The organism is Bacteroides sp. DH3716P, from assembly GCF_025914115.1.
GTDB classification, from domain to species: domain Bacteria; phylum Bacteroidota; class Bacteroidia; order Bacteroidales; family Bacteroidaceae; genus Bacteroides; species Bacteroides ovatus.
In genome coordinates, this window is sequence record NZ_CP083673.1 from 6,461,733 (window position 1) to 6,473,877 (window position 12,145).

The window sequence follows — 12,145 nt, forward strand, 5'->3', positions numbered from 1 at the left end:
GAGCCGCAACCGTGCCATCGGGCAACTGGGCGACATGTTCGACCGCGAGATAGCGGGAACGGAGAACGGAGTGGACTTCGACCTCGCCAATCCGGGCGGCAAGGAAGAAAGGGCAAAGCCAGCCACGCCGCAGACCATCCAATCCTCCGCAGCCGCCTACCGTGACCTGAACGCCACCCTCGGCAACTTCTACGAACAGCCGAAGAACGACAATGCGGAAATGGATGTGCTGTTGGAGCGCATCGCCTCGCTGGAGTCGGAACTGGAAAGCGAGAAGGGCAAGGCTTCCGCCGTGGACGACCAAGTGGCTCTTATGGAGAAGTCCTACGAGCTGGCGGCAAAGTACATGGGCGGTCAGAACGGTGGGAAGCCGGAACAGGCGGCAGAGCCTGCCACCGTGCAGAAGGGAAAGAAGAACACGGCAATGCCTGTCAGAAAGGTGGAGCATCAAGTGGTTTCTTCGCTCTCACAGCCCATGAGCAACGCGGAGTTTGTCGCCACCTTCTCGCAGGAACGCAACCGGGGTTTCAACACGGCTGTCGGCACTGCGGAGGTATCGGACAGGAACACCATACCGGCGTGCGTGCATGGGGCGCAGAGTGTGACGGACGGGCAGACGGTAAGGCTCCGTCTGCTGGAGCCTATGGCGGTGGCGGGCTGGACAATCCCACGCAATGCGGTGGTGGTCGGCACGGGCAAGATACAGGGTGAACGACTCGACATCGAGATCACCTCGCTGGAATACGACGGCACGATTATCCCCGTGGAGCTTGCGGTCTATGACACGGACGGACAGCCCGGCATCTTCATCCCGAACTCGATGGAGATGAACGCCGTCAGGGAGGTCGCCGCCAACATGGGCGGCTCGCTGGGAAGCAGCATCAACATCTCCACCAATGCCGGGGCGCAGCTCGCCTCCGACTTGGGCAAGGGGCTGATACAAGGCACGAGCCAGTACATCGCCAAAAAGATGCGAACCGTAAAGGTGCATCTGAAAGCCGGGTACAGGGTCATGCTTTACCAAGAAAAAGATTGAAATCAATAAAAAAATTACCACTAAAATCCAAAAGTAATGAGAAAAGTAATCATCATGCTCGCCCTCGCTATGGGCATCACAACTGCCAACGCGCAGGAGAATGTAACCGTTGAAACGACCAACGGAAGTGAACAGCCGACCTTGACGAAGGAGGTCTATCCGCAGAAGGAGGCGGACGGCGACCTGTATCACGGTCTGTCGCGCAAGTTGACCTTCGACCGCATGATACCGCCGCACGGTCTGGAAGTGACCTACGACAAGACCGTCCATGTCATCTTTCCGGCGGAGGTACGCTACGTCGATTTAGGCTCGCCCGACCTGATTGCCGGGAAAGCCGACGGAGCGGAGAACGTCATCCGTGTAAAGGCTACCGTAAGGAATTTTCCCAACGAAACGAATATGTCCGTCATCACGGAGGACGGCAGTTTCTACACCTTCAACGTGAAGTACGCCGCCGAACCGCTGTTGCTCAATGTGGAGATGTGCGACTTCATCCATGACGGCAGCACGGTGAACCGCCCGAACAATGCGCAGGAAATCTACTTGAAAGAGCTGGGCAGCGAAAGCCCGATGCTGGTGCGCCTTATCATGAAGTCCATCCACAAGCAGAACAAGCGTGAGGTGAAGCATATCGGCTGCAAGCGTTTCGGCATCCAATACCTGTTGAAAGGCATCTACACGCACAACGGCTTGCTTTATTTCCACACGGAGATAAAGAACCAGAGCAACGTGCCTTTCGATGTGGACTACATCACTTGGAAAATCGTGGACAAGAAGGTGGCAAAGCGTACCGCCGTGCAGGAGCAGATTATTCTGCCGCTCCGTGCGCAGAACTACGCCATTCTCGTGCCGGGCAAAAAAAGTGAACGCACGGTCTTCACGATGGCGAAGTTCACCATCCCCGATGACAAGTGCCTCGTGGTGGAATTGAACGAGAAGAACGGCGGCCGTCACCAGTTCTTCGTGATTGAGAACGAGGATTTGGTACGCGCGGGTACCATCAACGAACTTCAAGTACGCTGACCATGAGAAAGTACATCGCAATAATCATCGCGTCGCTTGCCCTTTTCACGGGGCAGGCGCACGCCCAGCGATGCCTGCCGAAGATGCAGGGCATCGAGGTGAGGGCGGACATGGCGGACGGCTTCCATCCCGGCGGCAAGGACGGCGGGTACAGCTTCGGGGCGGCTCTCTCCACCTACACGAAGAAGGGAAACAAGTGGGTGTTCGGTGGCGAATACCTCCTGAAAAACAATCCTTACAAAGACACCAAAATCCCCGTGGCGCAGTTTACGGCGGAGGGCGGCTATTATTTCAAGATACTGTCGGACGCCCGAAAAATAGTGTTCGTCTATGCCGGGGCTTCGGCTCTCGCCGGATATGAGTCGGTGAACTGGGGAAAGAAGATGCTGCATGACGGCTCCACGCTGCACGACCGGGACGCCTTCATCTACGGCGGTGCGCTGACGCTCGATGTGGAGTGCTACGTGGCAGACCGTATCGCCCTACTTGCCAATCTGCGTGAGCGTTGCCTGTGGGGTGGCGACACACGGAAGTTCCACACGCAGTTCGGGGTCGGCATCAAGTTCATTATCAACTGACACGGGCATGGAACGGGCGGAAATAGATGCTGTCAGAAGGATGCCGCTTGCGGATTTTCTCGCACGGCTGGGGCATGAGCCTGTCAGAAGAAGCGGTAACGAGCTGTGGTATATCGCCCCGTACAGGGGCGAGCGCACACCTTCTTTCCGTGTGAACGTGGCGAAACAGCTCTGGTACGACTTCGGCTTGGGCAAGGGCGGCAACATCTTCACGCTTGCCGGGGAGTTTCTGCAAAGCGATGACTTTAGGACGCAGGCGAAGTTCATAGCGGAAGCCGCCAACATGACGGTGACCGGATGGGAAAAGCCCGCCTATCTCCCGAAGCCGATTGAACCCGTCTTTGAGGATGTGGAGGCAGTTCCGTTGTTTCGTTCACCGCTGACGGAGTATCTGGCAGAACGGGGCATCCCTTACGCCATCGCATCCCGTCACTGTTGCCGTCTTAACTACGGCGTTCGTGGGAAACGGTATTTTGCCGTCGGCTTCCCGAACATGGCAGGTGGCTATGAAGTCAGAAGCCGATATTTCAAGGGTTGCATCCCGCCAAAAGATATGTCTTTGGTAATGGCTAAGGAGATTCCGGCTGACGAATGCCTCGTGTTCGAGGGCTTCATGGACTTCCTTTCTGCGGTGACGCTTGGCGTAACCGGTAACGCTGACTGCCTTGTGCTGAACTCCGTCGCCAACGTGGAGAAGGCGGCGGGATTGCTGGACGGCTACGGGCGCATCGGCTGTTTCCTTGACCGTGACGATGCCGGACGGCGGACGCTTGCCGCACTTGTGGGGCGATACGGGGAGCGTGTCACTGACCGCTCTTTCCTCTATGACGGTTGCAAGGACTTGAACGAGTATTTGCAACAGACAACGAAAATACAGAAAAACAACCATCTAAAAATCGAAGAACAATGAACATACTGAACAACAGAAACAAAAGGACATCCATCTTTAAGGCGGTGGCGTTATGCCTGATAGCCGTCGTGTCGTTCACCCTCGTGTCATGTGACGACGACATGGACATCCAACAGTCCTATCCCTTCACGGTGGAGGTCATGCCCGTGCCGAACAAGGTGGCGAAGGGGCAGACGGTGGAAATACGCTGTGAACTGAAAAAGGAGGGCAACTTTTCGGGTACGCTCTATACCATCCGCTATTTCCAATTCGAGGGGGAAGGCTCGCTCAAAATGGATAACGGCATCACCTTCCTGCCTAACGACCGCTACCTGCTGGAGAACGAAAAGTTCCGCCTGTACTACACGGCGGAGGGTGACGAAGCGCATAATTTCATCGTGGTGGTGGAGGACAATTTCAAAAATTCATACGAATTGGAATTTGACTTCAACAACCGGAACATCAAAGATGACGGCTTTACCGCCATTCCCATCGGAGGTTTCAAACGTGTATGAAGATGATGCGTGTATTCATGGCAATGCTCTGTTCGCTTCTGGCGGTCTGTTCTGTGTCCGCACAGATCAGCCGCCAAGAGGGAGCGGACGGGCAGGCGGCAATCTACCGACTGCCACTTATGGAACGTGCTTTTTTATGCTGCCGCTACTTTGAAGGCTGGCACTCAGAAAAACATCACCCATACGTGGGTTGGGGTCACAAACTTTTGCCAAACGAGAAGTATTCGGCACGAACCATGACAAAACGGGATGCGGATGAACTTTTGAGGAAAGACCTGCGCAAATTTGTCGCCATGTTCCGTAAATTCGGAGTTGATTCGACTTTGCTTGGCACGTTAGCTTACAATGTGGGACCGGCGAAGCTGTTAGGCAGCAAGACACTCCCCAAAAGTACCTTAATCAAGAAGTTGGAAGCTGGCGACAGGAACATCTACCGTGAGTATATCGCCTTCTGCAACTACAAGGGGAAACGCCATGCCATGCTGCTCAAAAGGAGAAAAGCGGAATTTGCGTTGCTGTATATACCATAAGTGAAACTGACAAATCTGACAAAGAGTGTGCCATATTTAACTTGGCACACCTTTTGTTTCTTATAAGAAAACAAATTAAAAAGCAATATATGAACTATTTATTTCCCCAACAAGAGCAACAGAATAAAAAAACGCTTGTTATCATCGGTAACGGATTTGATTTGGCAAGCGGTATCAAATCCAGTTATAACAATTTCAAACAGTGGTTGCAAATGAATGATAAATATCGCCACCTTATTAGTTTGATGGACATATTTTTTAGCAATCAACGGGATGTATGGGGAGATATTGAAAAAGCACTTGGAGAATACGATGAAGATAGTATTGTGGAATACTGTAAACCAGATGAAGAAATTGATTATGACCACCCAACACGCTCGATGGCTGCTGTGGAAGATAGCCCTGAATGGATATTTAGACCAGTGTTGGATGAATTTATTGAGGCTTTCAAAGATTGGGTGGACAGCATTGACATTGCAAAGGCGGGAAAAGTCCGTGAATTACCTGTAGAATGTAAATACTTGACATTTAATTACACAGAAACATTGGAAGTGATATATGGCATACCTGCATCCAATATTTTGCATATTCATGGTTCTCGCATTTTAGATAATGAGTACATTATCGGGCATAATAATTTCCGAAATCCGAATGAAGCATATAACGATGAAAGTCAAATGCCATATTTGCAAGAAACATGGAGCAAGATTATTGAATGGATGAACGGTTTGGTTAAAGATTCGACTTTTATTATTAGACAGAATACAGATTTTTTTAGCGGCTTATCTGACATTGAACAAATTGTTGTTTATGGACATTCGTTTTATGAAGTAGATTGGCCATATATGAAAGAGATTGTGAAACAGGTTGGGTCAGACATACCGTGGACAGTGTCGTATCACAGTTCAGAAGATTTAGAACGAATAAATGACTTTGTGACAAAAATAGGTTTGACAAATGTAAGAACATTTAATTGGTAAATCTATAAATCGCAGATTGGCACAGAGGTTTCTTTGCTACTTTCTTTGTCCGCCATCATGCTCACTGAAAGAAAGTAGGGCGGCTCTCTCCGCCGCCACTCAAAAGCGTGTGTAAAGTCCTGTCACCATCGTGAACATTTCCTCCAGCATATCAAAATAGATGCCCTCGTGTACGGCAATGTCCTTTTCCTTGCACTCGAACGTCTTTTTGCTGAATGTCCTGCGGTAGAACCGCATATTGTAGAGGTCTGCCCCCGCATCATAGATGATGTCAAGGCGGTTTGCACTTGTCTTGTTCCTTGTAAGGCTCATTCGTAAGCCGTTGCCCATATCAATGAAATCACGGCTGCCCGTCATGGCGGTAAATCTTCTTCCGCCTATCTGCTGTAATATCGTCTTTGCTATCATATCCTTTGTTTTTAGAGGTTTATATGTTGGCGGTGCGGACACCGCCAACTTGTTCAAAATTCTCGCATCTCGACAATGGGTGTCTGCCGTTGCAACCACTCCTTCACACATTCCATATTGTATTCGCTCGTGATGACTGCCGTATGGCTGTCGGTGGCGGTGAAACGTGTGCTTTCGTAATCATCTATCCACCCTTTGAGGGTGTCCGTTCCCCATGCTCCGGCATCGTCAAAGATACCGTCCAATGCCGTGATAGGCTCGCTGAATTTGACTATCAGCGTCTGATAGGTCGTGTTCATCGGTTGCCCTCCTTTCCTGCTTTTGCGTCCAGCCACTTGTCCCTTGCGGTTCGGCACTCGTCCAAAGTGAGCTTGACACAAGCGAACAATTCTCCGTCCGTGTGGCGGTAGTCGTACTGCACAAGCGTCCGCTTGCGTCTGCCGAAACCCGATTGGAAACGCTCGTATTTCTCCGTTCCTGCGTCTGTGCAGGTGCTTATTCCATTGATTGTCATTCGTGTTGCCATAATCGTTGTTTTTTAGATGGTTAGAAATGCACTGACAGAACTCTGTTCTTCATCACCATTTCGGGATTGCTCGTGTAGCGTTGGTGCAGGTAGAAATGGTGTGAGCCGAAGCCGTAAAGGAAAAACTTGTCAAGTTCGTGCTTCTCGGCAAACTCCTTCACACTTTTTCTCAATCCCTCCTCACTCGTTGTGAGAGTGAGGAGATTTACAAATTCAATGAACAAGGCAGGGATTTTATCATCCCACATACAAATCATGCTTTCGATTCTTACTTCCATATCAATGTTGTTTTAGGGTTTATGCTACGCCGCTTTCATCCGCTCACGGATAAGGTTGGCGTTCTTGTTCACAAGGTCTATGATACGCTCGTGGTATTCGGTGTCTTGGTTGTACTTGCCGTGGCACTGCACCACCTTGAGTGTCCGCAAATCCACCTCTACGGTTTCAATTATCTCACCGCCAATCCTTGCCGAGAGTATGAGGGTGTCGGCTTTCTTGTAGTATTCACTGCCAAACACGCAGATGTTCTGTGCCTTGCCCTCGCTGTAATACTCGTCTATGCTTTCAAGTACCTTGACGATTATTTCCTCGTCAGTGATTACCAATCCGAAGAATTTGGATTTGTTGGCAATGAAATCCTCCGCATCTTTTTCCCTTTGCAGTTGCCGCTGTTGTTCACGCTCACGCCTTTCAATCTCCCAGCGGCGGCGTTGTTCGGCTCGTTCCTTCTCGTGTATGGCTTCAATCTTTCGGGTTGCGTTGTCGTGTGCCGCCATGAAATCTTCTGGACAGATGTTCTTCGGGTTGCGGAGGTCTTGACCGAGTTTGTTGAGCATACGCAGATAGTCGCACCACATGGAGAAGTTGTCTATCCGATACTTGTGACGCTTGGCAATCAGATATGATGCCCAGCATTCATTGGCAGTACGGGCATTGAAAAGAAAGTGTTTCATGACCTCAATCTCACCGCCTTTCATAAGGGTTTCAATTCTTGGGTCTGAAAGCAAGGCTTTGAAAAGACGCACGGGGGAAATGCCGTGGAAATCGCCCTTGAAGCCGTTACGTCTGAGTTGGGGCAATACCCTCATATTTGGATATGCACAGCTTCTTGCCACAACATCATCGTATAGGCTGTTGTGCGGTCTTATCTCCATCGCGCTGCACAATGCCCATACATCGCAGTAATAGAATGTGAAGCCACGGAGCAACGCCATGTCTGTAACCTTGCCGTCGGGTGAAATCCAACGCTGCACGACCTCGTGGCAGTAGAATTGCATCGGCTCGCCTTTCCTGCTCTCGCATCTGACCTGCGCCACACGGATTACCTGATACCCTTTGCAGGTGGTTATCACGCTGAAATACTGCGTTTCCTTGTAGATGCGTCTGCGTGTATCCTGCACTTTGAGTTCGGCATGGCATTTGGGGCAGGTACAGCCTTCAAGGGTGTCACATAGTCCGCTGTCGCTGTGCCACTCGTGACCGCAGTCAGAGCAGGTGATGTTCCCTTTCTTGGTGCGGTAGCCGATATGTTCAATGCAGTGGCGGTATGCCCATTCAATTTGTGTCGTTGATATGGGGCGGAGGTTGGCTGAAAGTCTTGCCACCTCTTTCTGTATCTTGGTCTTCGGTTTCATAAGCCTAAATCAAATAATGAGGGTTGGGGGTGGGTTTCTTTTCTCGCTGACGGTCTGTTGCGGTTCTGCAACTTGCGGAGTTCCTCCTCTTGGTATCTGCGGACTGCATTCTGACGTGCCTCCGCCTTTTCCTCTTCCGTGAGTTCCACAACATGGTTCACCACCACTTGGCAGTTCATAGGTTTGCCCACCTCTATCTCGTTTTCCTCATAGTAGTGGATGGCTTGCCCGAATATCTCTCCGTCCGTGAAGCCGCTGCAACCGCTTTTCTGCACATAGTTCAGAATGTGGGTCACGCACTCGTCTATGTTTTTGGCAGGGTTGCGGTACTTCTTCGCAAAGAGCGTATCTTCCTCCGCCCGCTGTTCCAGATACATTTGTATCGTTCTTTTGAAATGGTCTGTTCCTTTCATATCGCTGTCGTTTTTAGATTGTCTGTTTAAGTATCTCTCTCCAATAGGTCGGCTCAACCTCGCTGAGAAGGAAGTCTATGAAATTCCTCCGTGCGTCCTTGTTCAGTTCGTGGTAGAGTTCACGGAACACGGATATGTTGCCGTTGATGTACGTTTCCGCCATATACTCGAAGAAGTTGTCCACCTCGTAGTACCTGCACTGCTGTGCTGCCGTCCTGCTGTTTCTCTTTGCCATGTCGGTAAGGATTAAAGGGTGAATAACCAAAGGATGAAACCGAAGATGGCAATGGTGGAAAGGATAGCCACGATTACGCCTATCGCCACTCGGAACACTCCGTTTACAATCTCTCCGATGATGCCCCAAAGGATGCCGAACACCCCTAAGGCGGTGCGCACCATCAAGCCGAATATCGCCAACCCGATGTATTGCGCCACTTGTCTGAAATTTGCCGTTGCTGTCATATCTTCGCTGTTTTTGATTTTTTTGTTTTTTATGCGGATTCAAGAGCTGAGGAAGTTGAGTTTCAAACTATCTTATCTGCCTCTTGTTTATCCGACATTTTTTTTATGCGTCTTTCTGTCGCATCGGTCGTTTTCGTTTCGGGTGCTTGAAAAGGTAGGGATTAGGGAATGCAAGGTTTTTCGGTCAAAATACTACCCGCAGGGCTGGAGATTTTTACCGAAAACAGGAGGCTTGACCTTGCTTTCCCGTCCAATCCCGGAATTACCTTTGCGCCCAGAACGAAAATGACTGACTGATGCGGCTCACTGAAAGGCGTAAAATGGAGGTAAACGAAAACAGAGGCAGATTGGGTAGAAAAAACTTTAGGGGAAAATCCGTAAAAAGAGGAAACCGTCTGAAAGAAAAAGACATCACCGGAAGCGTGAAAAGGGCAAACCACGACAAAGGAAGTATGATTGTTTCCGTTCCGACGGAACTTGTCCAGCCGGGCGGCAACAATCATTCTTCCCGGTTTGTCCGGCTGTGTGTGACCGCCTGTTTCATTCATGAGGCAGGCTGACACACTCTGCATTCACTTTCCGCTTCCGGCAAAAGGGACAGCAAAAAAAAGAAAAATCATCTGAAAACCCGTAAAAGCACCTCTTGGCATAGACGCAAAAGAAAGGGGCATGCTTCATCTGTCTAAACATCGTTTAGGCGTGAGGCAATGCCCTTTTCTCCGGCTATGCGGTAGTCGGCACACGTTTGTTCCAAACTCGTTTTGGGCAATGGTGTGCCGACGGACAATACTGCTTTTACGGAAAATTCTTATGAATGAGGGGATAAAAAACGGGAGTTTATATCAAAATCTCGAATTAAATAGCTATTTTTGCATATGAAGAGTTCTTTGAAGGTTACGCAACGCGCAGAAGGATAATGCAGTAGATAACTAACTAAATCGTAACCTATTACTATCAAGAGTAATTAACCTACGCTCATTTCCAATAAATTACACTCTTTTCGTAACTTACAGCTACAAAAATACAATAAAAAAATGGGGATTTAAAAGAAGGGAGAGAGAACACTTAAAAAGAAAACTCTACTTCATACGAGAATTGGAAGAAATATATTCGAGAGCGCAACAGGACAATCCCAAACAAAAAAGAGTTTCCGGTTATCGGAAACTCTTTTTCATATACTATGTAAAGTGATAGACTACTTAAAAAATATAGGCCACAGATACTTGCCAAGTCTTAGTCTTATAAGAAGCATTTGTTCCTTCAATATCAGCAGTATTACCCAATGGGATATTGTAATTAGCCCCCACCTGCAAATGGTTCAGCAACTTCAAACCGGCACCCACATTGATACCTACTTCAGCTTTCTTCTTATCAATTCCCGATTTCTTTTCAAAATCGAAATAAAAGTCAGGACCTGCAGCCAGATAAATACCAGCCAGACTTCCCAAGCCAATGGTATATTTCAGGTTTACAGGAATATCAATACCGTTTTGTTTAACAGTAATATCATCATTTCCTTCTGAAACTTTGATACCCCGTTGAGCAAAAAGCAAAGATGCATCTACTCCCAACCCTACGATTGGAATATTAAACTCGGCCATCGGACCGATAAAGAAACCTGTGAAATTATCCTTTTTAAAGTTTTCGCTCACATTAGAGAAACTCGCCTTTGACAAGTTCAAACCTCCCTTTACACCAAAGTGTATCTGCGCCTGAGCAGGCATTGCCATAGCTATACATATAGCAATCATTAAAGCACCAAAAATCTTTTTCATAAATTTACGTGTTTATAATTCGGGACAAAGATATATATTTAGATTAAATAAACACAAATTATTGGTTGTTTGTTCATTTAAAGACGTCGTTGTCCCTCCTGACGAACTAATAAGAATTTCTTATAAGTTCGATTTTATCTAATTGGTACGGTTATGAAGCAATTGATATTTTAGCAAATAAGTATTGAATTAATCCGATTTTACTTCCTGATTTTCATACAGATTCTTTTCAGCCAACAGGTACAGCAAGTAGTCTGCCCCAAGACGAGTTCTTTTTCCAACTTCCGCAACCGGTCACATTGTTTCAGCCATTTGATTTGTAAGGTATCATAGAGGATTCCGGCTGCTTTATATCTTGTGATTTCTTTGTCCTGTTTTCCTAAAAGTGATAGGTATATTGAACAAAGTTTTGATTTATCTATGCAATATCGTTCCAGTTTTTCGATATACATCAAGGTAGCCCCTTTTTCATTTCGACTCATAAACTCCTGAACACTGTCATCACTGATGATGTCGATGCCCGACCTTTCGTAGTCCACAGTGATTTCTCGCATCTCTATCAAGACCCAGATATATTCTGTCTCGAATCCGTACTTTGCGGCTGCCTCTTCTATACTAATCCATTGTGCCATAGCGTTTGTTTTTTCATGTGTGATACAAATAAGGGATGAATAATATTTTATTCATGTATATTAGTACAACGGGCATCCACGCTTTTTTGCAGTCTGCCGGGTGGGGATTGGCTAGGTTAAATTGGGGCAATTTATTACCGACCGAATACAAGAAAGACGCAGATGCTGCTGTACCATTATCCGATCTTAAGGCTAGCTACACCCGCACAAAAGATAATGATAACAGCAGACACCCACGTCAATCGTTTATATATAACACATCTCTTACGAATATGTTGATATACATCCGTTCACGTGGAGTATCTACCGTATCATCTCTCTTTGTTTGGATTGGCTATTTCTAAGATCGAGAGATAATACGCTTTTACTCCATATAGGAAATAAAAACCGCTTCCTGCCTGTTCCATCACGCTGATGGGCTGAAAGCGTACGGCAAAGATATATGTTTTTTTTGAAACGCAGTCGAAATATGGAAATAAATACTGGAAGTTATGTATTAAAATGAATCTGACAAAAGACGACTCTACTTCTCATTCTTGATTACTGAAATATCTCTCACAAATAAAAGTTATAGCAGTTTTTACTCTCACACTCTCACCCATTGGTTCAATCCCTTTATTCATCGGCATTACAGGTGTGAGGGTAAAAAAATGATGAGGTTGTGTCAAAACGTTGGCACAACCTCTTTTATATTTTACAGTTCTGCTATATTTTCTTTTGGCTATGCTGCTTTTTCCTCATGCA

The 12,145-nt window shown here is 47.6% G+C and carries 20 protein-coding genes; 10 read left to right on the plus strand and 10 right to left on the minus strand.

Going from position 1 to position 12,145, the window contains the following annotated elements; translation table 11 throughout:
- From traM to KQP79_RS24950, 7 genes are all read left to right on the plus strand, one after another.
- Positions 1–1,036: conjugative transposon protein TraM (gene traM, locus KQP79_RS24920; RefSeq protein ID WP_264386578.1), on the plus strand; the 1,036-nt coding region annotated here is incomplete at its 5' end.
- Positions 1,037–1,072: 36 nt separating this feature from the next.
- Positions 1,073–2,059 (plus strand): conjugative transposon protein TraN, encoded by a 987-nt coding sequence (traN, locus tag KQP79_RS24925; RefSeq protein ID WP_017141286.1) that lies wholly within the window; start codon positions 1,073–1,075, stop codon positions 2,057–2,059.
- Positions 2,060–2,061: 2 nt separating this feature from the next.
- A complete protein-coding gene (locus tag KQP79_RS24930; protein WP_004293891.1) occupies positions 2,062–2,637 on the plus strand; it encodes a conjugal transfer protein TraO in 576 nt (191 codons plus the stop codon).
- A 7-nt stretch (positions 2,638–2,644) separates the two neighbouring features.
- Positions 2,645–3,547 (plus strand): toprim domain-containing protein, encoded by a 903-nt coding sequence (locus tag KQP79_RS24935; protein ID WP_149886135.1) that lies wholly within the window; start codon positions 2,645–2,647, stop codon positions 3,545–3,547.
- On the plus strand, positions 3,544–4,041 hold the full coding sequence (locus KQP79_RS24940; protein WP_149886134.1) for a DUF3872 domain-containing protein: 498 nt from the start codon (positions 3,544–3,546) through the stop codon (positions 4,039–4,041). Before KQP79_RS24935 ends, KQP79_RS24940 begins: the two co-directional genes overlap by 4 nt.
- Positions 4,042–4,043: 2 nt before the next feature.
- Positions 4,044–4,571, plus strand: a complete 528-nt coding sequence (locus KQP79_RS24945) for a glycoside hydrolase family protein (protein WP_149886133.1) — start codon at positions 4,044–4,046, stop codon at positions 4,569–4,571.
- A gap of 89 nt (positions 4,572–4,660) precedes the next feature.
- Positions 4,661–5,551, plus strand: a complete 891-nt coding sequence (locus KQP79_RS24950) for a bacteriophage abortive infection AbiH family protein (protein WP_149886132.1) — start codon at positions 4,661–4,663, stop codon at positions 5,549–5,551.
- Positions 5,552–5,650: 99 nt separating this feature from the next.
- Here the strand turns inward: KQP79_RS24950 and KQP79_RS24955 are convergent, their stop codons facing one another.
- From KQP79_RS24955 to KQP79_RS24990, 8 genes are read right to left on the minus strand one after another with little or no spacing between them, the layout of a single operon-like run.
- The gene (locus tag KQP79_RS24955; protein WP_005796903.1) at positions 5,651–5,959 is read right to left on the minus strand and encodes a hypothetical protein; all 309 of its coding nucleotides are present in this window, start codon (positions 5,957–5,959) and stop codon (positions 5,651–5,653) included.
- Between the two features lie 53 nt (positions 5,960–6,012).
- Positions 6,013–6,258, minus strand: coding sequence for a DUF6956 domain-containing protein (locus KQP79_RS24960; RefSeq protein ID WP_149886131.1), 246 nt, complete (start codon positions 6,256–6,258; stop codon positions 6,013–6,015).
- The gene (locus tag KQP79_RS24965; protein WP_149886130.1) at positions 6,255–6,485 is read right to left on the minus strand and encodes a DUF3873 domain-containing protein; all 231 of its coding nucleotides are present in this window, start codon (positions 6,483–6,485) and stop codon (positions 6,255–6,257) included. The genes KQP79_RS24960 and KQP79_RS24965 overlap by 4 nt, the downstream gene beginning before the upstream one ends.
- Before the next feature lie 20 nt (positions 6,486–6,505).
- Positions 6,506–6,763, minus strand: a complete 258-nt coding sequence (locus KQP79_RS24970) for a hypothetical protein (RefSeq protein ID WP_149886129.1) — start codon at positions 6,761–6,763, stop codon at positions 6,506–6,508.
- Positions 6,764–6,787: 24 nt separating this feature from the next.
- Positions 6,788–8,119, minus strand: coding sequence for a PcfJ domain-containing protein (locus KQP79_RS24975; RefSeq protein ID WP_149886128.1), 1,332 nt, complete (start codon positions 8,117–8,119; stop codon positions 6,788–6,790).
- Positions 8,116–8,532: a PcfK-like family protein gene (locus KQP79_RS24980; protein ID WP_138273412.1), complete on the minus strand. Its 417-nt coding sequence runs from the start codon at positions 8,530–8,532 to the stop codon at positions 8,116–8,118. Before KQP79_RS24980 ends, KQP79_RS24975 begins: the two co-directional genes overlap by 4 nt.
- Before the next feature lie 13 nt (positions 8,533–8,545).
- On the minus strand, positions 8,546–8,767 hold the full coding sequence (locus KQP79_RS24985) for a hypothetical protein (RefSeq protein ID WP_149886127.1): 222 nt from the start codon (positions 8,765–8,767) through the stop codon (positions 8,546–8,548).
- An 11-nt stretch (positions 8,768–8,778) separates the two neighbouring features.
- Complete coding sequence (locus KQP79_RS24990) at positions 8,779–8,994, minus strand: hypothetical protein (RefSeq protein WP_149886126.1); 216 nt, start codon at positions 8,992–8,994, stop codon at positions 8,779–8,781.
- Between the two features lie 296 nt (positions 8,995–9,290).
- On the opposite strand from KQP79_RS24990, the gene KQP79_RS26070 reads away from it, so the two are divergent.
- Both KQP79_RS26070 and KQP79_RS25950 read left to right on the plus strand, forming a co-directional pair.
- Complete coding sequence (locus tag KQP79_RS26070) at positions 9,291–9,554, plus strand: hypothetical protein (protein WP_025813562.1); 264 nt, start codon at positions 9,291–9,293, stop codon at positions 9,552–9,554.
- 109 nt (positions 9,555–9,663) lie between these two features.
- On the plus strand, positions 9,664–9,873 hold the full coding sequence (locus tag KQP79_RS25950) for a hypothetical protein (RefSeq protein ID WP_149886124.1): 210 nt from the start codon (positions 9,664–9,666) through the stop codon (positions 9,871–9,873).
- Between the two features lie 320 nt (positions 9,874–10,193).
- Here KQP79_RS25950 and KQP79_RS25000 read toward each other — a convergent pair whose 3' ends face one another.
- Positions 10,194–10,769, minus strand: a complete 576-nt coding sequence (locus tag KQP79_RS25000; RefSeq protein ID WP_004296378.1) for a porin family protein — start codon at positions 10,767–10,769, stop codon at positions 10,194–10,196.
- A gap of 200 nt (positions 10,770–10,969) precedes the next feature.
- Complete coding sequence (locus KQP79_RS25005) at positions 10,970–11,401, minus strand: hypothetical protein (protein WP_004310904.1); 432 nt, start codon at positions 11,399–11,401, stop codon at positions 10,970–10,972.
- 35 nt (positions 11,402–11,436) lie between these two features.
- Here KQP79_RS25005 and KQP79_RS25010 point away from each other — a divergent pair, with 35 nt between their 5' ends.
- Positions 11,437–11,745 carry a hypothetical protein gene (locus KQP79_RS25010; RefSeq protein WP_155728188.1) on the plus strand — a complete coding sequence of 103 codons (309 nt, stop codon included), beginning with the start codon at positions 11,437–11,439 and terminating at the stop codon, positions 11,743–11,745.
- Positions 11,746–12,145 lie beyond the last annotated feature (400 nt).